Annotated in this window: 18 protein-coding genes and 1 pseudogene; 7 read left to right on the forward strand and 12 right to left on the reverse strand. The window is 46.5% G+C overall.

Annotated elements, in window-relative coordinates:
• Positions 1-54: 54 nt before the first annotated feature.
• The 3 genes from PPA03S_RS12055 (at position 55) to PPA03S_RS12065 (ending at position 2,661) form a co-directional block, all read left to right on the forward strand.
• Entirely contained in the window at positions 55-1,104 is a 1,050-nt protein-coding gene (locus tag PPA03S_RS12055) for a bifunctional transcriptional activator/DNA repair enzyme AdaA (RefSeq protein WP_062323099.1), read from the forward strand.
• Positions 1,105-1,179: 75 nt separating this feature from the next.
• Positions 1,180-1,953 (forward strand): isocitrate lyase/PEP mutase family protein, encoded by a 774-nt coding sequence (locus PPA03S_RS12060; RefSeq protein WP_062323101.1) that lies wholly within the window; start codon positions 1,180-1,182, stop codon positions 1,951-1,953.
• A gap of 192 nt (positions 1,954-2,145) precedes the next feature.
• A complete protein-coding gene (locus PPA03S_RS12065; protein ID WP_062323103.1) occupies positions 2,146-2,661 on the forward strand; it encodes a hypothetical protein in 516 nt (171 codons plus the stop codon).
• A 124-nt stretch (positions 2,662-2,785) separates the two neighbouring features.
• Here the strand turns inward: PPA03S_RS12065 and PPA03S_RS12070 are convergent, their stop codons facing one another.
• The 7 genes from PPA03S_RS12070 to PPA03S_RS12100 form a co-directional block, all read right to left on the reverse strand.
• Positions 2,786-3,484 (reverse strand): hypothetical protein, encoded by a 699-nt coding sequence (locus PPA03S_RS12070; RefSeq protein WP_062323105.1) that lies wholly within the window; start codon positions 3,482-3,484, stop codon positions 2,786-2,788.
• The gene (locus tag PPA03S_RS12075; protein ID WP_062323107.1) at positions 3,481-4,356 is read right to left on the reverse strand and encodes an ATP-binding cassette domain-containing protein; all 876 of its coding nucleotides are present in this window, start codon (positions 4,354-4,356) and stop codon (positions 3,481-3,483) included. The genes PPA03S_RS12070 and PPA03S_RS12075 overlap by 4 nt, the downstream gene beginning before the upstream one ends.
• Complete coding sequence (locus PPA03S_RS12080; RefSeq protein WP_062323109.1) at positions 4,353-4,733, reverse strand: GntR family transcriptional regulator; 381 nt, start codon at positions 4,731-4,733, stop codon at positions 4,353-4,355. Before PPA03S_RS12080 ends, PPA03S_RS12075 begins: the two co-directional genes overlap by 4 nt.
• 98 nt (positions 4,734-4,831) lie before the next feature.
• Entirely contained in the window at positions 4,832-5,002 is a 171-nt protein-coding gene (locus PPA03S_RS32280) for an aspartyl-phosphate phosphatase Spo0E family protein (RefSeq protein WP_082704117.1), read from the reverse strand.
• Between the two features lie 241 nt (positions 5,003-5,243).
• Positions 5,244-6,626, reverse strand: coding sequence for a hypothetical protein (locus PPA03S_RS12085; protein ID WP_062323111.1), 1,383 nt, complete (start codon positions 6,624-6,626; stop codon positions 5,244-5,246).
• A 274-nt stretch (positions 6,627-6,900) separates the two neighbouring features.
• Positions 6,901-7,818 (reverse strand): aldo/keto reductase, encoded by a 918-nt coding sequence (locus PPA03S_RS12090; protein ID WP_062323114.1) that lies wholly within the window; start codon positions 7,816-7,818, stop codon positions 6,901-6,903.
• 175 nt (positions 7,819-7,993) lie between these two features.
• A complete protein-coding gene (locus PPA03S_RS12100) occupies positions 7,994-8,884 on the reverse strand; it encodes a diacylglycerol/lipid kinase family protein (RefSeq protein ID WP_062323117.1) in 891 nt (296 codons plus the stop codon).
• A 424-nt stretch (positions 8,885-9,308) separates the two neighbouring features.
• Here PPA03S_RS12100 and PPA03S_RS12105 point away from each other — a divergent pair, with 424 nt between their 5' ends.
• Positions 9,309-10,823, forward strand: coding sequence for a leucine-rich repeat domain-containing protein (locus PPA03S_RS12105; RefSeq protein WP_217998935.1), 1,515 nt, complete (start codon positions 9,309-9,311; stop codon positions 10,821-10,823).
• Between the two features lie 329 nt (positions 10,824-11,152).
• Complete coding sequence (locus PPA03S_RS12110) at positions 11,153-12,490, forward strand: glycoside hydrolase family 30 protein (RefSeq protein ID WP_062323120.1); 1,338 nt, start codon at positions 11,153-11,155, stop codon at positions 12,488-12,490.
• Between the two features lie 112 nt (positions 12,491-12,602).
• Here PPA03S_RS12110 and PPA03S_RS12115 read toward each other — a convergent pair whose 3' ends face one another.
• Positions 12,603-13,601 carry an endo-1,4-beta-xylanase gene (locus PPA03S_RS12115; RefSeq protein ID WP_411835217.1) on the reverse strand — a complete coding sequence of 333 codons (999 nt, stop codon included), beginning with the start codon at positions 13,599-13,601 and terminating at the stop codon, positions 12,603-12,605.
• A gap of 287 nt (positions 13,602-13,888) precedes the next feature.
• On the opposite strand from PPA03S_RS12115, the gene PPA03S_RS12120 reads away from it, so the two are divergent.
• Together PPA03S_RS12120 and PPA03S_RS12125 are read left to right on the forward strand one after the other, a co-directional pair.
• Positions 13,889-15,067: an MFS transporter gene (locus tag PPA03S_RS12120; protein WP_062323124.1), complete on the forward strand. Its 1,179-nt coding sequence runs from the start codon at positions 13,889-13,891 to the stop codon at positions 15,065-15,067.
• 220 nt (positions 15,068-15,287) lie between these two features.
• Entirely contained in the window at positions 15,288-17,576 is a 2,289-nt protein-coding gene (locus PPA03S_RS12125; RefSeq protein WP_062323126.1) for a 5'-nucleotidase C-terminal domain-containing protein, read from the forward strand.
• Between the two features lie 96 nt (positions 17,577-17,672).
• Here the strand turns inward: PPA03S_RS12125 and PPA03S_RS33895 are convergent.
• The 4 genes and pseudogenes from PPA03S_RS33895 to PPA03S_RS12145 all read right to left on the reverse strand — a co-directional run.
• Positions 17,673-17,823: pseudogene (locus tag PPA03S_RS33895) on the reverse strand (IS3-like element ISBth8 family transposase); the annotation flags it as partial.
• A gap of 253 nt (positions 17,824-18,076) precedes the next feature.
• Complete coding sequence (locus tag PPA03S_RS12135; RefSeq protein ID WP_157284111.1) at positions 18,077-19,615, reverse strand: MAC/perforin domain-containing protein; 1,539 nt, start codon at positions 19,613-19,615, stop codon at positions 18,077-18,079.
• A 42-nt stretch (positions 19,616-19,657) separates the two neighbouring features.
• Entirely contained in the window at positions 19,658-20,389 is a 732-nt protein-coding gene (locus PPA03S_RS12140) for an endonuclease/exonuclease/phosphatase family protein (RefSeq protein ID WP_217998936.1), read from the reverse strand.
• 11 nt (positions 20,390-20,400) lie between these two features.
• The gene (locus PPA03S_RS12145; protein ID WP_068964084.1) at positions 20,401-21,651 is read right to left on the reverse strand and encodes a glycosyltransferase family protein; all 1,251 of its coding nucleotides are present in this window, start codon (positions 21,649-21,651) and stop codon (positions 20,401-20,403) included.
• Positions 21,652-21,718 lie beyond the last annotated feature (67 nt).

Genomic DNA, 21,718 nt, shown 5'->3' on the forward strand with positions numbered 1-21,718 from the left:
TTTTTTTATAATATCAACAAGGATCAATTCTACTGAAATAAGGACGTGCGCCCAATGATTTCTGCCGAACGGAAAGAACAATATTACCATGCTCTGGTTGCCAAGGATTCGGAATACGAAGGTTTATTCTATGTCGGGGTCAAGACGACAGGTGTATTCTGCCGGCCTACATGTCCCGCCCGGAAGCCAAAATTCGAAAACTGTGAATTCTACGAGACGGCACAGCAGGCATTGCTTGCTTCATACCGCCCTTGCCAGCGCTGCCGCCCGTTATCTCATCCCAATCAGGTATCTGATGTGGTACGCGTATTGGTGGAGGCCGTGGAGAACAATCCGGAGAAACGTTGGAAGGGCCAGGATTTCAAGGCGTTATCCATCGACGAATCCACCGCCAGACGTCAATTCAAGAAGCGATTCGGCATGACCTTTGTTGAGTATGCTCGTGCCCGTCGCATGGGACTGGCCCTGAAGAATATTCGCTCTGGTCGCAAGGTCATTGATGCCCAGCTATCCACCGGTTACGAATCCGGCAGCGGATTCCGGGATGCCTTCTCGCGAATCATGGGCGCAGCGCCTACACAAGTGGATGAAGAACATGTATTGAAGGCGTCCTGGATCGACACCCGTCTTGGACCCATGATGGCTGTGGCTGATGAGAAAGCATTGTATCTGCTCGAATTTGTGGATCGCAGAGGTCTGGAGCGTGAGGTGGAACGATTGCGTAAACGGACGAAGTCGGCCATTGTACCTGGGATTACAGAGCCGATTCGTTCAATTGAACGGGAACTTGCCCAGTATTTCGAAGGGACATTAACTTCCTTTCGCACCCCGTTGTTCTGTTTAGGAACACCATTTCAGAAAAGCGTCTGGGAGCAGCTGATTGCGATCCCGCCGGGGGAGACGGGGTCGTATCAGGATGTTGCGAATGCACTGGGTAAACCAACGGCATGTCGAGCGGTAGCACAGGCCAACGGAGCCAATCAGCTGGCCATTGTCATCCCCTGTCATCGTGTGATCAATGCCAGTGGTGAACTGGGTGGATACGGGGGAGGCCTGACACGCAAAAATTGGCTTTTAACTCACGAGAAGCAAGGTGGCAGCTGAATAACCCAAGAGGTAAAAAACACCAAGCAAGTATTGCAAAGCAAATGGCATGATATAACGGAGGAGATCAACCTTATGAGTACCTTACAAGAAAAAGCAGCGAGTTTTCACCAATCCCATATGAAAGGGAAACCATTGGTGCTGGTCAATGTATGGGATGCCGGGAGTGCACTCGCCATCCAATCTGCTGGAGCCACAGCGATCGCTACCGGAAGTTGGTCTGTAGCAGCCGCTCATGGTGAACAGGATGGCGAAGCGATGCCATTCCAGCTGGTTCTGGACAATCTGGCCCGGATTACAGCGAGCGTGGATTTGCCTGTAACGATCGATATTGAGGGAGGGTATGGCAGGTTTGCGTCAGAAGTGAAGGGAAATGTGAGCCAAGTAATCCATCACGGTGCGGTAGGAATCAATATCGAGGATCAGCTTCCCGCTGGTGTGGGACTGTATTCTATGGATGAGCAATGTCTGAGACTGTCGGCTGCCCGGGAAGCTGCGGAACAGGCAGGCATTCCACTGTTCATTAACGCCCGCACAGATATCTTTTTGCAAAATGCACCTGAACGACACAATCATGCTCTCCTGGAAGAAGCGCTGATTCGTTCCAAGGCTTATGCAGAAGCTGGTGCCAGTGGCCTGTTCGTTCCAGGCCTACAGAATCAACAACTGATTCAGGAATTGTGTGAACGTTCATTGCTTCCGGTTAACGTGATGGTTACATCCCCTGAGCTTTCACCGAAACAATTAGCCTTGCTGGGTGTTGCACGCGTAAGCTACGGGCCTTATCCTTATCTGCAAGCTATGGAACACTTGAAAGAGCTCGGGCGAAGTATTCTATCTGGAAAATAACAGAAAGGCTCGCTTCTCATTTCCCCCAGTGGGAGGCGTGATTTCTCACGATTTTCAATAAAAGCTTCTATTATAAAGCGATCATCTATGATATGAATCCTCAAACAGGTGCTAGACTGCGCCTGTTTTTTGATACTTATTCCTTTCACCTATGTTATAATCACCACTACCCAACACTAACAGGAGGCAAATATGCTTAACGTGGAACAAAAGCTTGAAGTACTGCAATCCTATCCCCAACTGCAACGCAAAGATGTTTCTCTCGGACGTGTTAATTTCCACTACGAAGACAGTGCGTATGAGAAAAAAATTGTTGCTTTCCATATTCACCCTAACGGTAACGGTTATATCTATGCAGGGCTGCTGCCCCACTATGAGACCAATGATAAAGGATTCGTCAATATTCGTGATTACTCTGAAGCAGACCTTCGCACATTGTTAGATGAAACAATTAAAGCGATGTCAACCAATCCCAACGCAGTAGAATCAAAAGAACCAGAACCAGCAAAAACGGCTCCTACATTAGCTACAACCTCTACTGGTGGCGGAACATGGATCGATGAGGATGGACATACACTTACTTTAAAATATGAAGATGACATGTGGTATGTGTATTCCGGTCTTCATCTGGATATGGCTTTCGAAACTCGCAGCGAAGCTGGCGAGTATCTCAAAGATGAAGGATTCAAGCCACAGGCCCAGGCTTAACTCAACCCAATTCATTTTGGATGTACAAAGATTCACCAAGGGTGATGTAAAAAACACGAGGCGTATTCGCACTCGTGTTTTTTGTTCTTACTGAATCGTTGTTCGGCTTCCTAACCGTTTCCCGTCAGTCTTTTCTACCTTTCATAGTAAGCGGTGCATTCTTCATCATGGGGTAGGTGCTTAGGAGCAGAGCACCTCCGATGGCTCCCAACGCGGTGAACAATACGATGAGATTGACATTCGTGAACCACTGTACCCACATACTCAGATCGGATAGAACAATTACCAGCGTGATGATCAGGCTAACCCCAAAGAACAGGACGAAAAAATTGCGCATCCCCAATCGAATCCAACATACGGTTGAAAAGGCGGATAATCCCATCACCAGAAAACCAATCATCAGATCTAGCCATAGGTAGGAAATAAAATGATATTCGCTTGAATACAGCATGCCTGGTTGATAAAAGATTACACTGAGTGATCCATATTTATGGAGAAGATGCATAATGAGATAGATGACATTCAGTATCGCAATTGTTCCTACGACCATCCATACCGACATGATATAGAATGATTTCATGAACTGAATCCGTGTACTTCCCAGACCAATTGCAACCGGAAACAATGTGATGATCCCCGCGATTGCATAAGCACAGATGCCTCCGTACATTGGGCCAAATAGTTGAGTAGTATACGTCACATCAAATATGAATCCAATGGCCAAATAGACAACGGTAAGCATGATTGTAATCGATGAAAAAATAATCAAATACCAGCGCATATCATCCAAAATTAGCCGATTCGTGCCTTTCGTTGCGTTCATCGCTTAACCCCCTCTTGATTACGGGTCCTGTTAATCAAATAATCTTGTAATGTCGCCTTCTCAATAGAAAGCCCTTGCGCATGAGCGATGTCCTTCCACATTTTCGAGTAAGGCTCATCAATCATCACCTTCACAGTCGATCCCATTTGGGAAGACTCGATGACCTTAACATCTGCTGTGACACGATTAACATCGTCAATTCTCCCTGTTAGAAGAACTCCTTTTTCGCGCATCTCTTCCATCGACTGATTAAACAACACTTTCCCTGCTTGGAGAACAATAAGGGATTCACATAAAGGCTGAATCTCCTCAATATGATGGCTTGAGATTAGAATCAGACGCGGGTTATCTTCATAAGTCTCCAATAAAGCATTGTAGAAATATTTGCGCTTCTCGGCATCAAGTCCATTGGTGGGCTCATCCAGAATCGTTACCCTTGCATTACTGGCAAGACCCAGTACCATCTGGGCGGCGGTCTTCATGCCTTTTGAGAATTTGATGATCTTCTTCTTCTCTGGTAACTCGAACATATCGATTAATTGCTCCGCGAAGGTCTGATTCCACTGAGGGTGGAAGTATTGGCCGAATCGAACCATGTCGGTGATCGTCCAATTTCTACCCAGGGGATGATTCTCCTGGATATAACACAGGTTCTCCTGCGCAGCCAAATTGTTGTAGGGGTTCTGGCCCATCACCTGGATGGTACCAGCATCTGGCCGATTATGGCCTGCGAGCAGACTCATCAGGGTTGTTTTACCAGCACCATTCCTTCCCCACAGTGCACTAATAATTGGCTCGCTCTCATGCAAAGTCACGTTGTTCAAAACGGGTGTTTCTTGATAGCTATAGTTAACTTGCTCGATCTGAATCATAATTCACTCTCCTTATCCTTCTTGCCTCGGATCAAATCAACAATCATGTCCTCATTCATGTGAATGCGTCTGGCCTCTTCAAGTAAAGGTTTAATAAACTCTTCGTAAAAATGCTGCTTTCGTTCAACAAGCAATGCTTCCCTCGCTCCCTTCGCAACAAACATTCCAACACCCCGCTGTTTGTATATAATGCCTTTGTCTACGAGCGATTGAAGTCCTTTTCGCGCCGTGGCTGGATTGATATTGTAAAAGCGAGACAGTTCATTGGTTGAGGGGACCTGTTCCTCCACCTTTAATCTGCCGTCCACAATGTCATCCATAATCATCATCGCGATCTGATGAAAAATGGGCTGAGATTCATCCAAAGTCGATTTCATGCGATTCCAACTTTCATTCTTGGTTAATTAGTTAGTCGGTTAGTTACTCATGTGACTAACTATAGTATACAGAAACGAAATTGTAAATAGGTGATGCATTAATTGATCAAATTTTGTATTTTGGCTCGATTGTATTGATTAATAAGGCCGTCTAGCACTACAGATTGCTGGATCACTTCAGGATGAAGCAGACTGTCGTATTCTGACTGCAAGCGATGAAGCTGTTGTCTGGCCTCTTCGATCTGTGACATCAACTCCAGGCAATCCATAATACCCCTCCTTTTTGTCATATTTTAGTTTATTATGCCAATCGATAGGACGCAAGGGGTACGACATACTTTTTCTTCCACCAGACGCAAAAAAGACGCCTCTGAATGAATATTCAGAGGCGTCCCTTACCAATTCTTTTAAGTTCCGAATCCGTGATCAGCAGTTCTCATAATTGCGGGGTCTGGAACTTCCTTGCTTGAGACAGGTTCCGTAGCAGGAGCTACAATGTAAATAACAATACTACATGTAGCTATCAGCAAAGCCAACTTTCTCTTCATTGAGTTTCTGCACCTCACTAATGATCATTTTGTATTGCTGTTTCGCCGTCTCAGTTGCAAACTCCCTATACTGCTCAAACAGTCCGACACCTCTAAGCATACCTCGTCCACTGCTAATTTCAATAGAGAATCTTAAACTATCCAGAACAAATCTTATTCCTGTGGAATACTCGTCTTTCTTTAGATAATATGCACCCAAATCCGCTAAAAGACGTAGATATCGATCATCAGTAACCTGCCTGCTGACCTTTCCAATCCGGTTACTTTGTTCTTGGTACGTAAAGTAGGATCCATATTGTTCGAGAACATCATCAATATTCTCATCATAACGAATCGCGGCAGTCACAATATCACAAAGTGCGGGAAATATCTCATTTTCCTTGGTTGAGATGTAATTCAGATACTCGGGCAGAACTTCAAACTGTCCGCCCATTAATTGATATATATAGCGGTTGCCCTCAGCCCATTCCTGAAACTGATTCATGACAACTATTTCATCTTTATCGGGATTCTTGACCCAACTGTTGTCCGTATACAAAGAAACATATTTAAGCGCGCCTTGATAATCTTTAAGTTGATAACACGCACTTCCTGAAGCTAAATAGGAATACAAAATGTAGAAAACAATTGGTCTTTTTGTTTCTTCCTGTTTTCTTCTCCCATTCAACTCATAATGGATGGTCGCTTTCACTTTTAACTTCTCGGACAGCTCCTGAACTTTATTCCATCTGTGCAGTGCACCAAAGGCATTAATCAATTCGTTCAGAGCATCCAGCTGGTAACGTTCATCCAGACGGTCCACATAGTATTCGAATTGAGCGGCAATAATCAGGTTTCTTTGCTGATCATTGGTCAGCCCCAGCCGGAAAAGTCGATACTGACACAGGGCAAGCCGTTCGGAGTGCTGCATTTTCTCACTTTCGGCTATCGTTTCATATAGTAGAACGGCTGGTTCGAATTTACCTGCATGGTAGAATTCTTCAGCCAGATCAAACAACAAAGGAATATAAGAAAGATTATCCATCATTAACCGAATAACTTCTTCAATACAGTTCAATTTATTCAACTCAGCACAACGATGAAGGAATGGACCCAGTCTTCGCCAGTCAGGGGTAGCATGGACAAAACACTCATCTATGTACAATTCATAGAAGTAACCTTCTTCAAGTCTCATAGCTGAAGTGATTCGATCTAGCTGCTGCATTGCAATCGGACGATTCTTGTTCAAAATATTACTCAGTGTACCTGAGTTAATTCCTGACGTTTCCGAAAAAAGACTAATGGACATCTGCTCACGCTTCAGATAACTCTCTAAATGATCGCGTATCGTGGTTGTCGGCTCCAAACTAACACCACCCTCCAAAATAAAAACCATAAACAGGATTAACGGTATGCAAAAGTAATTATATGTAATAATTAAGCAAGGGTCAATAAGATAAATTCAACTAATTTGTATTAATTACAAAAAAATCCTTTTTGTTAAAACAGAGTCCCTATCCTTATTTTATACCGGGAACGAATAAGCATCAAATAAAGGATAAAATAAAAACACGAGCGGCATATGCGCTCGTGTTTTACATGCAATATAGCAGAGCTAACTGCTATATATCGATTTCGGTTTAAGGCAGCACATTACCAGCCGCACGGTAAATTTCGTACCATTCCTGGCGTGTAAGGTGAACCTCGCCCGCTTTGATGCAATCCTGCAAACGCTGAATATTCATCGTACCTGTCACTGGCTGCATATGTGCAGGGTGACGCAGCAACCAGGCAATGGCGATGGTCGTGTTGCTTACTTCATATTTAGCCGCAATCTCATCGATCTTTGCATTCAGTTCCGGGAATTTATCGCTGCCCAGGAATACACCTTCGAAGAATCCGTATTGGAACGGGGACCATGGTTGAATCGTGATATCGTGCAGGCGGCAATAATCGAGTATGCTGCCGTCACGGTTCACCGCAGCATCATTCTCCATATTTACGTTGATTCCGCTGTCAATCATTGTGGTATTGGTAATGCTCAACTGCAACTGGTTGGCTACCAGTGGCTGTTTAACGTATTTTTTCAACAGTTCGATCTGGTTCGGATTCTGGTTGGATACCCCGAAGTGACGCACTTTGCCTTCGCGTTCCAGCTGGTCAAAGGCTTCAGCCACTTCTTCCGGTTCAACCAATGTATCCGGGCGATGCAGCAGCAGAACATCCAGGTAATCGGTTTTCAAGCGCTGCAGAATGCCATCCACCGAATTCAAGATATGCTCTTTGGAGAAATCAAACATACCTTTGCGGATACCGCATTTGGACTGAAGAATCATATTTTCACGAACCTGGGGATTCATCTGCACTGCGTCTGCGAAGATCTCCTCACATGATCCGTTTCCGTAAATATCTGCATGATCGAAGAAGTTCGCGCCTGCTTCCATCGCGGAATGAACAAAATGTTCAGCTTCTTTGCTGCTTAATGAATTAATTCGCATGCAGCCAACGGCTACAACGGGTACTTCAAGTTCGCTGCTACCAAGTTTTATTGTTCTCAAGATGCTTTCCCTCCATATTCGGATAGTATTGTTGTATACCTGTGCCCAACATCATTACCTGCCGGTATATACTTGTCTTCCAACTATGATTGTGACACATAACTGCAATCGTTTTCAATGGAATTATAGAACTCTTATATGGAATAATGAAGGTTTTTTTATTCCGCTCCCCCACTTATATTTCTTCCGGGACAATCACTTCAATATGCCGAGGCAATACACGGATTCGAATGGGCAGGGAAGGCCCTTCCTCCCCATCTACATTCGTACGGATGGCTTCCGTGGAGCGGACATGAACTTCTTTTGCTGTAAAATAATCCACATCCTTATGGTTCTTCAGATTGCCGAACAGCAAGGACGTTCCGAGTGTAACCGTATTGAACACGTTCATGCTGCGGATCACAAAACAATGAATTAATCCATCATCCACCGCTGCTTCCGGGGACAATTTCTCAAATCCTCCAACCGAATTGGTCAGCGCTGCGAGAAAAAGGGGAGATTTCCCCTCCCAGGACTGCCCGTCATATTCAATAGCTAGTGGCTTGGCGGGTGTATTCATCAGGTCTTTCAGGCCTTCTTTCAGATAAGCGAATGAACCCAGCCTTGACTTTTCTTCCGACGATACCGAGAACAACGCCTCTGCCAATGAACCGGCTGCCACCACATTGGCAAACAGACGATCATTAATTTCGCCCAAATCCACTCTATGGGTCTGCTCCGAACACAACTGCCGAATGGCTACCTCCGGATCAAGCGAGATATTCAGCGCACGCGCAAAATCATTCACCGTACCCAGCGGCACCACCCCCAGTCTGGGACGATGTTCCTGATCCATCATACCGTTAATCGTCTCATGCAAGGTCCCGTCCCCTCCGATGGAAATCACGAGGTCACAACCCTCTTTGCAGGCACTCAGACAGAAGTTTGTCGCATCACCTTCTCCGGTCGTCTCGTTGACCACTACTTCATACTGCTGTGATTCAAGAATTTCTTGAACTTGCGACATATATTGCTTAGCCTCTTCCTTGCCTGACGATGGATTGCTAATGATCATGGCTTGACGCATACCTGCATCTTCTCCTCCAAATGGCATTCTTTACTTCATCTATACCCTAACTGCCCTCATGTTGAATAGTTTACGGGAAAGTTGTACCATATTTTTTGAAAAGGATGGCTGGAAAAGTGCAGTGTAAGGTTTATATCATATAGAATAGAGATAGATGTTTATGTACTCGTTATGAACTTCTTGTTCCTTTTGCCCATTGATGGGTTAATAACTATAGATGTGTTTTTATTCTTTGATTCCTTTTTACCAAAGGGAGAAATCCGGTGATAAAGGCGACCGCTTCGCTTCTTCAGGTTTTTTCTGCTCTCTCCGTTATCGTGTAAATCTTGTACTTACCTTATATATCATCGAAAGAAAACCAATCTGTTCGGAGTATTTTATAATCTCAAAATCGGAATCGGAGGGAAAGCATGCAATGAGAAGAATGACTCTACTAGTTCTAGTCTTCATTCTGAGTCTCGGGGCGGCCGGGCAAGCGATGGCCTATACCACGACAGACCTGGGTGAAGGAATTATTGAAGATCCTGCACTGGAGAACGGACTGAAGCTGATTCTGAACAAACCGTTAGATGCCCCTCTAACCCCCTCCGACCTGGAGCAGCTGAACGTCGTGGATCTGAGCAATGCAGGCATTCAAAGCCTGTCTGGTCTGGAATACGCCACGAATCTGACACACCTCCGGTTATATGGTAATGAGATTGACGATCTGACACCGCTGGAGCATCTGACTCAGCTTCGCGAGGTTGACGTTCGCAATAATTACATTACATCCATTGATGCATTGGTTGAACTGAAAGACCTGGGACGGCTGTATATCAGCAACAATTCCATTTCTTCCATAGACGTTGTACGTGGATTCACCAGACTACATACGTTTCACGCCAGCGGGAACCAGATTACCAGTCTCTCCGCACTGGCTGATGCAGATGATCTGCAATGGCTCGAAATCTCTAACAATGCGCTAACGGACCTGACACCGCTGGGAGATAAAAGGAAGCTTTACCAGCTCAACGTGGCTAACAATCACATTCGCACACTGGATGCACTGGCTGATCTGCCAAATACACTTCTGAAGCTGAATGTGGCAGGCAATCAGATTTCCGATCTGATGCCTCTGGAGCATATGACGCGTCTGCGGACACTGGACTTCTCCGGGAATCAGGTTCAGCACCTGGCACCTCTGGAAGGCCTGGTAAGGTTGAAAGAACTGAATGCGGAGTCCAATCAGATCTACGATCTGAAACCATTACGACAGCTATCCAAGCTGGAAGTACTGAAACTGTCTAATAACCGGGTGTGGGATCTGACCCCAATTGCGGGTTTTACTTTTACAAGAAATAGCTCTGCAACTACAAATACCATAACGGACATCTCGGCTTCCACCTCCTTATCCTCCGGCACCCAGACTTCGATCTCGGAACCAGAACCTGCCGGACTTACGGTGCAAAATAATTATCTGGATGTTGCGAACGGCAGTGACACGATGCGGCTCCTAAACCAAATGAATGTGCGGGAGCAGAAACGTACTCCACAGGGCCATTTCCAGCGGCTTATTGAAGGGTCCACAACGGCCTACGTCGGGGATCGTGCTTATGCGCTGGAGGCTGCGCCTTTTATCGATGAGGGACGGACCTATGTACCGCTCCGATTTGTCTCCGAGCAGTTGAACGCCACCGTGAACTGGAATCCCGATACACAGGAGGTTCAGATTGCGCAGAAGGATACATTGATTCGGTGGACGGTGGGCAACAACCATGTGGTTGTAAACGATACGCTTGCAATGAACGATGCCCCCCTGTTGTTGAAGGATGGTAAGGCGTTTGTTCCGGTACGTTTTATTTCGGAGCAATTCAATACAACGGTTGGTTATATCGGAAGCAGCAAAACCATTTTGATCTTCGAAAATAAAGCGCAAGACGACAGTGTGCAACAACCTTAATTGTTCAATTGCAACTAGCATGATCAAGCACCAGCACTTATCTCATGTACCATTCAATTCATAAACCATCCCTGTAGATGATTGCACACACAGCGAAGTCCCCGTCTGAACATCAGCGGGGATTTTTGGTGAGCTTTCAACCGGATACGAGCACGCACGCATGCGATTTAATCGAAGAAACAGATGCTGCCCATCGTCTACCTGTATTCACTGGGACTCCACCTTGGATTAGGGCAAATTTTACACGGTTCAGCCTATCTCCTATTGCGGCGGGAATTGATATACTGACTGTACATCATACCTGAGATTCAAGCGAGGAGGAAATTCCAATGTCCCTGACGTTACATGGTTATTCCACTACATCAGATCATTCGTGGAAAGAGATTTCTTATACACTTACAAATGAAAACGCTAACCTCAAGCTCACAGGTGAACAGTATCAGCTTGTAGAAGGATTTGGCGGTTGCTTCAATGAGCTTGGTTATATGGCCCTGTCCCACTTGAATGAAGAACAGCGCCATGACGTATTTCATTCCCTCTTCCATCCGGAGGGAGATCATAAATTCAACATTTGCCGCCTGCCCATTGGCGCGAGTGATTATGCAGAGCAATGGTACAGCCACAATGAGGTGGACGGCGACGTGGCCATGGAACATTTTTCGATAGAGCGTGACTTCAAATATCTGATTCCATACATCAAAGAGGCCCTGACCTACAATCCGAATCTGCAATTCTTCGCCTCGCCGTGGAGCCCGCCAACCTGGATGAAGTCGCCAAAAGCCTATAACTACGGAACGCTGCGCTGGGAGAAGGATATTCTGGAAGCGTACGCGCTATATTTCGTCAAATTCGTACAGGCATACCGGGACGCAGGCATTACCATCCATCAGGTTCATGTGCAGAATGAAGTGATCGCCGATCAGAAATTTCCTTCCTGCATGTGGACAGGCGAGCAGCTGCGTGAATTTATCGCCGATTACCTAGGGCCTGCTTTTGACCAGCATGGTCTGGACACGGAAATCTGGCTGGGAACGATCAATGCACCTGATCCATGGGAAGAATTGATCAAGAAGAAAACGAATGATTTCGACGAATACGCCGGACTGGTGCTTAGTGATCCCAAAGCGTACGCCTATATCAAGGGAGTCGGTTATCAGTGGGCAGGCAAACATGCCATTCAACGCACAGCCGCCAGCTACCCGGAGCTTCGTTACATGCAGACCGAGAATGAATGTGGTGATGGCAACAACTCGTGGAACTATGCCAAGTATGTATTCAATCTGTACCAGCACTATTTCAGCAACGGAGTGAATGCGTACATTTACTGGAACATGGTTCTGGAGCCCAAAGGCCGCAGCACGTGGGGATGGGAGCAAAACTCCATGATTACGGTAGATCCGGATACCAAAGGAACGACACGGAATCCCGAGTATTATGTGATGAAACATTTTGCTCATGATGTCGTTCCTGGTGCGCGAAGAGTAGGATTGTCTGGTGCATGGAGCGGCAAAGCGGTCGCCTTCCGCAACCCGGACCATAGTCTCGTCATTGTCATCAACAACCCGTTCAAGGACAGACGAAGTCTACATCTGGCCTATGAAGGGCAGACACTGCGATTCGAGCTGGAAGCTGATTCCTTCAACAGTATTGTCATTCCGAAATCCTAGTTATGCGGAATTAAAAAAAGAAATAGCGCTCTGTCCGCTGCTTGATCTGCGGAACAGGCGCTATTTTTGAATACATATGATATCAGAGGAACGTAATTATGCCGATGTGGGCTTAAGGATTGTTTGCCAGATAATTTCTCAGCCACTGCATTGCTGGGCGCTCTGTACCATTGCTGTTCACCAGATGGGAACCCGCTTGCCAGGTTTGATTCTGGTTGTACCCCCACAGCGTCACACCTTTAACAGCGGAATGCTTCCATAGTACAGGGAATTTCTGTTGGTAACGTTGTAATTGCGTATTGTCATCGCCCGTCATGTCCAGCTCGGATACATAGATCGGCAGACCAGTCGCAGCCAGCTTGTTCAATACGGTATTCATCGTGCTTACGGAAACGTTATCCATGTTAAAGTAATGGGCCTGAATACCAATCCCGTCAACAAGGCCTCTGCTTTTCAGGATATTGATGATCTGTATATATTGATCCGCTTTAGCCGGATCACCGATGATGCCGTATTCATTGATCAGCAGTTTAGCATTCGGGAAAGCTTGTCTCGCCTGTTGGAAAGACCAGATTACCCAATCCCAGCCTGTCGCTCCGTCTCCACCAATGGCATTGCGGTAAGAAGGCTTGGCATGCAGCGGCTCATTGACTACATCCACAAATGCCGCTTTGGGGTAACGCTGACCTGCCGCTTTAATCCACTGTGTCACTTCAGCCTTCTGATCCGCTGCTGAAAGACTGTTTATCCATCCAGGCTGCTGATTTCCCCACACCAACGTATGGAATTTGAAAGGAAATCCATTATTGACGGCATAATTGTATGCCATGTCTGCCTGAGACCAGTTCATGACGTTGCGCGTACCCTCCACCGCATCCCATTTGGTTGAATTCTCAGGAGTCACCTGATTCCAGTAGGGATTAAAATTCGAAGGGACACTGCTTGCGATGATATTCCCCAGAAATTTGCTGCCTTTCGCCAAACCGGCACTCACACTACCAACGGCTACAGATGCAGCAAGTACACCCACTAAAGCGAGCGAACCCACCGTTTTGAACCATTTGGACTTAAACAATGTATTTCCTCCTTTGAAAGTATAATATTCGACCATATGGTAGGCGCTTACAAATTCATTTTACTGGATATATTTGTAATTATCCATGTAAAAAGTATAGCTTATGCCTCAGAAAGTATAGGTATTGGGCAGTGAATATATGGGTTGAACCAAAGATCATTTCAATTTATTATATTTACAAATCTATAAATATAGATATAATGAAGTCCAGGGAAGCTGACTTTTAACGATCATTTATAAGGTAAGGAGGTATTTCTTTAAGTTATTATATCTATTTTTCTATATATATAAATATAAGTTCAATTGGAGGTTTACTTTTTAAAATGAAATCACAACAGGTTAACCCGCTGCTCATCCTTATTCTGGCATTGGGTGTATTCGCCATCATCACTACCGAAGTAGGCATTATAGGTGTCCTGCCCCTGATTACGCAGAAATTCAACATCACCGCTGCACAGGCTGGATGGTTGGTAAGTATTTTCGCTCTGGTTGTCGCCGTGTCCGGCCCTTTCCTGACTTTACTCGTATCCGGTATTAATCGTAAAGCCATATTGTTAACGGCTGTGCTGTTGTTTGCCATTTCCAACGTAGTATATGCCTACACAACCCGATTCGACATGATGTTAATCTTTCGAATTATCCCGGCTATCTTTCATCCCGTCTTCTTCTCTGTGGCTCTCGTCACGGGAGCCAAGCTGGTCCCACCGGAAAAGAGCAGTCAGGCGGTTGCCAAAGTGTTTACCGGCATTACCGCTGGCTTTGCATTCGGCGTCCCTCTAACTTCCTATCTTGCGGAACGATTCTCACTGGAGATTGCGTTCTGGTTTGGTGCAGTTGTCAGCATGATCGCTTTCGTTGGTATATGGATTTGGATGCCTTCGATGCCTGTGCAAGAAAAGATGTCTTATGGCAAACAGATCGGTATTTTGCGTAAACCTGCGCTGTGGTTGAACATATCCACCGTCATTTTTATTTTTGCAGCCATGTTCTCCGTATACAGTTATTTCGCCGAATATCTTGGGCAAGTCACTCATATGAATGGTTCCTGGATTAGTGTAATGCTCCTGTCCTTTGGCATCATTATGATCGTCGGGAATTTGGGTTTTGGACAGCTTCTGCATCGGAATATTCCGAAGACCGTTCTCCTTTTCCCCGTACTATACATGGCGGCTTATTTACTCGTTTATTATGCAGGCTCTTATTTCATCCCGATGATCCTTATGGTCTTCGTCTGGGGTGCGATTCACTCTGGCGGTCTGATTGTCAGCCAAACCTGGCTTACGACGGAGTCTCAGGAAGCACCCGAATTCGGAAATAGCCTCTTTGTCTCTTTCTCTAATCTGGGGATTACCTTAGGTACCTCCATTGGCGGATGGTTCATTGCCCAACTCGGCATTCATCAGGTTATCTGGAGCGGAATCCTCTTTGGTTTGCTGGCTGTAGTGTCCATCGTTATCAAAATAAAGTTTTTCACTTCCCGTAGTTCAACTCACTCGATGTGACAAATGAGCGACGGATCACCAAGGAATTGGATTGATTATGCCTATTGGCCCGTTGCTCAGAGACAGCTTGGACCATTCCTAATCGAATTTCCATGGATAGATCCAAAGCAGGCTTTTTTATTTGTCATTTTGTGGTTTACATTTAGCAAATGTTTATCTAGTATTAAATTCAATGACACATATCTTTACATAACACTAGATAAACAAGGGAGATTACAACATGCGCAAATTTTCGCCGAAACGTTACGCCGGATGGCCCTTATCATTCCTCTTATGTGCCTCCATCCTCTTCGCACCTTTTGCCTTCACATCAGCTCAGGCTGCTGAAGCAGACAAGGAAACCAAGATTACGTTGCTGGGCACATCGGACATTCACGGCCGATTCATGCCGTGGGACTATGCTCTGGACGGCCCGAACCCGACAGGAAGCATGACGCAGTTGTATACGATCGTGAAAAAGGTGCGTGCGGAGAATCCAAATACGATTCTGCTGGATGCAGGTGACATGATTCAGGACAACTCGGCTGAACTGTTCAACGATCAACCCCAATCTCCCATGATGGTCGCAATGAACGAAATGAAATATGACGCATGGGTTATGGGAAACCATGAATTCAACTTTGGATTGGACGTATTAGAGAAGATTTCCTCCCAGTTCAAGGGGCAACCCTTGGTAGGAAACATTTTCAAAGAAAACGGCGACCGCTACATGCCTGCCTATACGATTATTGAGAAAGATGGTATCAAGGTGGGCGTCATCGGAATGAACACACCTATGATTACCGAGTTCGAGAAAGGGACGGATCACCTGGACGGTATCATCGTCAAAGATCCTGTAGAAGAGACCAAGAAGGCCATTGCCGAGCTGAAAGGCAAAGTGGATGTCATGGTTGGACTCATGCATATGGGACTCGACAACGAGAACGGGAACCCGGGCACCGGGGTCACGGATATCGCCAATGCCAACCCGGAGCTGGCTGCCATTTTTGCCGGACACATGCATACGCTGATTGAATCGCAAACGGTTAACGGCGTATTAATCTCCGAACCGAACAAATATGGTTCACACATCTCACGGATTGATCTAACGTTCGCCAAAGAAGGCGACAAGGTTGTTCTCAAAAGCAAAGAAGCTCAGGCCCTCGCTGTAAAAGCAGCTGATGGCTCGTATGAGGTGTCCGATCCCGGACTGGAAGATACGCTGCATCCGTTTCATGAGTTCGCTCGTGCCGATGCCAACATTGAAGTGGCTGAACTGAAAGGAACCAATCTGGTACCTTCCGATGAGATCAAAGGTATTCCTGCCGTGCAGATTCAGGAGACACCACTCTCGGACTTCTTCACTGAAGTCATGCTGCATTATAGCGATGCGGACGTGGTCGCGCATCAGATCGATAACGATAAAGCCAAGCTGGACGTTGGACCGATCAAGAAAAAGGATATCGCATTCAACTACCAATATACCTTCGGTGAAGTAACGGTATATGAAGTGACCGGACGTGATCTGAAGGATTACATGGAATGGTCTGCGGGTTATTTTAACTCCACTCGCCCTGGCGATGTAACAATCAGTTTTGATCCCAAACGACGTGCGTCCAAATACAGCACCGACGATTTCTTCGGCGGCGTGACGTATGAGATTGACCTGACCAAGCCTTACGGCAGTCGGATTACGAACCTTAAATACAGCAATGGCACTGTGGTCAAAGAAGCCGATACGCTCAAGCTCGGCATGAATGCCTACCGGATGGAAGCCCTAATTGCCAAAGGCGGCGCGCTGGAAGGACGTAAGTTCAAACAGTTGTGGTCCTCCAAGGATGCTTCCGCATTCGGCGAGATTCAAGGTACGATCCGCAACCTGTCGATTGCTTATCTCAAAGACGTGATGAAAGGCGTCTACGAGCCGAAGATCCAGCACAACTGGAAAATTACTGGTGTGGATCTGACAGCCCCTGCACGTGCAGATATCGTAGAATTGATCAACGATGGCATTATGTCTGTTCCGACAATGGAAGATGGCAAGTATACCAATATTGCGTCCATTAATATTTTGGATGCGGTGACTGAAGAAGAAATGACTGCACTTGCCACCAAAGCGAACGTAAGTATGGCGAAATTGTCTGGCGCAAAAACCAAGGGTGAGTTCTATCAGCAGCTGAATAAAGCTCGCAAGGCATCTACTGGCAGTGGTGAAGAGGTGACTACGCCTGAGAAGCCGACGACACCAACGGTAACTAAACCAAAACCAGACACATCGAAACCCGGCAAACCATCAACATCACCAGGTACAGGTAAACCGGGTACAGTGGTTAAAGGCAAGCAAGCCAAGGTGACTGCGGCCTATCTGAACGTGCGTTCCAACGCTTCATCCAAAGCTAAAGTAGTTACTGCCGTACCGAAGGGTACTGTCCTTGAGGTAATCAGTACAGATCCGTATGGCTGGGTCAAAGTGAAACTGGATGGACGCACAGCTTATGTCTACGGTAAATATGTAAGCATGCTGCCTTAACTTTAACAGCTATATATTGAGGAAATGGCCTGCATCCCTAGAAATCAAAAAAACCAACTCTGGTCATATCCCTGTCAATTAGACAGATGAAAAAAGCTATGCTGCCAACGCGCATCGATATTCAATCGGTGCGCGTTGTTTGAGTTTGGCTTGAAAACCTCGGTAGTTGTAATTGTAAATTGTTAAGGTACAGCTTCTCGGTCTTGAGATTCGAAAAGAAGGATTCGATGCATGCGTTATCCAGGCAGGTTGTGATCTAACAGCATTCAATTTAAATTCTTCGGTATACGTCTGAATGTTTGCCTTTTTTGCCATGAAAATATCCCCTCCAAGTGTCACTTGAACCCTCATGATAACATGAAGGTTTTTTTAAGTGTCTACTTAAAGGGGATAATACCACTCAGCTTGTTAGCTGGGTTGGTTTTTTTGATTGTAATGAACGTCTGACGATAAGCTCAGGTTTCAGACAACTCAGGCTAAAAAGGCGTTTATACTTGCAGTTACATTTCCCCAAGTCCCAAAGTATAGTTGCCGCTGTAGATCTCTCGATACAAATATACATTAAGCTGGGCCGTTTCAAGCGTATTATAATCATAAAATTCGATGCCCGTATCTGGACCATTGCCAAAAATGCCAACCAGCATGTAATTCGACGGATACAGTACCCATGAGTTACCCGGTCCCTGGCTCTCCTGGTGTTCCTTCAGCCAATAATTGAGTTGTTCACCCGCTCCGGCACTGCGTAACATGCCAACAATATCAGGCGTGGGAGACATGCCGCTGTCAATGCCAAAAGAACTGATAATCAGGATATTGCCGGCCGTATCCAGCTTGCCCTGAATGTCCTGCTTCATCTGATCAAACAACACATGGTAGGTCCTGATCCACCCTTGCTCTTTGGGAACCGTATAATAGCGGTCGAGCAGTACATGGCTCAGATTGCTACTGTCCAAAATAACAACTTGATATCCGGCCGGACCGTCCGGTTGCCCGGAGGAGGGCTCGTAGGGAACAGATCCGATGTAGATATCGGGTGCGATGGCCTTATCTTCAATCGGCCAAGTGATTCCACGGCTGCGCGTCCCAATAGCTAGGTGCGGGTGCATACTTCTTGCGTACTTTTCCCAGGCGGCCTGCACAGCTTGCCGCTTCTTTCCGCAAATCTGCCAGATCCCTTCAAGCGTAAAATCAATAATGGCGGGCTCGGATGAGACGCTCTCCACCCACTTACGGAACAGATTTACCGTGTTCTCCCCGGGTTCCAACGGATTGATCAGTGTCAGATCGGTCACCTCCGAAGGGTTGCCTCCATGGGCCCGAACCGTTGTGCTGCTATGTGACGCGTACTGCTTCCACGCACTGCTGTTCTTGACTCCGGCATCCAGACTGCCACTGCTGAACAGTGCCTCGTACTGTGCCTTCATCATGGCGGAGATTTCCTGCACATTGGATAGGCCTTCCACACTTACAGCGGTGTAAAATTGCAGTGAACCGCCAAGTACGATTTTATTGGTAAAATACATGCCAAAGTCATTGAAAAAGCTGCTGAAGACGTCCAAATTTCCATCCGACAGCTCATACGGCAATTCGTTCAGTCGTTCGTTAAATTCATCGGATAGAAAACGAGCGTCATACTGGAATTGCAGCGTAGCCGTTTCAGCGTAAAAATTCCGGTATGCGTAGGCATACTGGCTGTTCTTGTTGAATTCACCCGAGTAATCAAGAGCCATCTCCCCGCTGAACGCACCATAGCTTCCCTGTATGCCTACATGAGCAGCCAGACTGTTCTGTACTTCCTCACGGGTTCGGAACGTGCCGCCTTCATCATAGGTTTCCGTATCCTGAATCAGGTTCACATATTCGGGAACCTCATAGTCTTTTCCCAGAAAGGTAACCGTCTTGACCGCGGCCTTGGCCGGAGAAACAAGCAATTTGATAAACGAGGATACGTCACGTGTACCGTAAATATTCATTCCCTGGGCAAGTGCGTTGGCTTGTGACATTATCGGGGTCTGTTCTGTGTTTTCAATTTTCCCCATGTGGATAATCCTCCTCTGTATTCAAATGATTCGTTCACGCTCTTATTTCAGTGTAACTTCAAAATATTGAACATAGTGATCCGATACAAAATTGTCGGCTTTGCCGGGAATTTCCCTGATCCAGCGAATCCCGTTACCTGGAATGGAGGACAGCATATTTCGGCTGACTACATAATCCAGCTTGCCACCGCTGATCTGGGTTTGCTCCGAACCCGCCGTAACGATCCAGTCTTGCTGCCAGTCCCCTGTTCCCTGATCCAGCTCCGAAGGCTCGCAGTTGAAATCTCCGGCATAGATCCATTGTGACTTTCTAATTTTGGGCAACATAAGCCGGGTATATCTCGAAGCAAACTTGGGATTTGAGGATGGAGCATGCTGGGAGTAGATATACACCCCTCCAGTATGGGCTATCTCCATACCAACAACAGAACGAAGTCCAGATTGACGCGGTGGCGGGAGGATGGCTTCCACATTCCCGGTTGCCAGATCCGCTCGGGTCACAATGGCCAGATTGGTCCGATTGTTATCGACCTCCGCCTCGTAGTAGACCACAAACATTACCTGCCTTGAACTAAAACGGATAGCTCCGGCGGATACGGAGGATTTGGGACTAATGGGTCTCAATTGTCTGAACTCATCAAGCTTTCCGCACTCCTGAAGACAAATGACCGGATTTTCGACAGCTCCTGAAAATAACCAGTTCTTCAGCGCGCTCATTTTATTGCCCATTTTATCCGTGTCCTTGGAGTCCTTTCCTTGCATATTCCATGTCAAAAGGGATAGCTTCAATGCGTTTTTTCCTCCAATCTCTGCAATTCCTGGTGAAACAGTTCTTTCCAGCGCTTTGCGATTTCCTGCCACCTCCATTCCAGAGAAGTTGCGTATTGATAGGCCTGCCAGGATCGGTCCTCCAGATAAACAGGGGAGGTATACAATTCCTCCAGAACTTGGGCAGTTGTCTTGGCAGACACCACGGGCATGTTTCCTGTCTCTGGCTTGGAAGGAATACAGATTCCTTCCGCCCGCCACAATTCTCCGCAGGCACTATGATCCGGCACCACCTGGGCTGCCCCGGTGGCCGCATGTTCAAAAGCAACGAGTCCCCATCCTTCGCCACTGCTGGTGTTTAGCCCCACATCAGCTGAGTTGTATATAAGGTTCAGATCGATTTCGTTCGTACGCGGCCTTTGCCTGTCACGGGTTGTTGTCAATAGTCGGTCCATAATGCCGTACTCGCTCGCCAGTTTGAGCACGTCAACACCGCAATCGCGCATCCCCATGTGTAAATAGAGATAGACATCCGGCTTGCCATGAGCAAACTCGGCAAAAGCCTCAAGGGTAATATCCACCCTTTTTCGTTGTCCGTTACGATTGGCATTCAGTACAATGAATGCGTCCTGCAGCTCCGGTCGATCTGGAAACATGAACATCCGTGCATGACGTCTTTCTCTTGTCAGTCCTTGCTTCTGAAGCGGCCGGGACGACAATGGGTAGAACTGCGATGTCTCCACCCCATGAGGAAGAATGTACATCCGCGGGCTTCCGACATGTACGCCCCGACTCCTCTCTTGTTCAAAGGCCTGGGATACCATATTGAATCCAAAATGTGTATAAGTGACTACTACATCGGCATAACTCAATGCCCTCAATCGGGATGAATCCACCGGGGTATCGATCGGACAATACACAACCGTGATTCCCTCATAATGCCGAAGTGCTTCTTCATGCAGTTCATAAAAACCAAGATCATCACACATCAGCACCAGATCAGGCCGATATTTACGTAATAGCCCCGGCAATTGCAAGCAACCGTACTTGTCACCCAGCATCTGATTGATTTCCAGCTTCCATGTGGTATCGCGTGACACATCACCATAGTCACTGATGGCAAAGTAGACCAGATCAAAATCATCCTTCAGGTAACCAGCCAGGCTCTCCAGAACCCGGGCGTAACCGGTAGCGTTCCCGCCCTGCCCAACGACGAGGACCCGTGACTTGTCCAAACCTGCATCTCTTAAAAGATACCCATATGTCATGAACTCCCCCCTTTCCGTATCACCTTTCTGTATCACTTGAAAAGAAGCACACCAATAATCCAGAAAG

Source organism: Paenibacillus pabuli NBRC 13638 (assembly GCF_001514495.1).
Classification (GTDB): Bacteria; Bacillota; Bacilli; order Paenibacillales; family Paenibacillaceae; genus Paenibacillus; species Paenibacillus pabuli.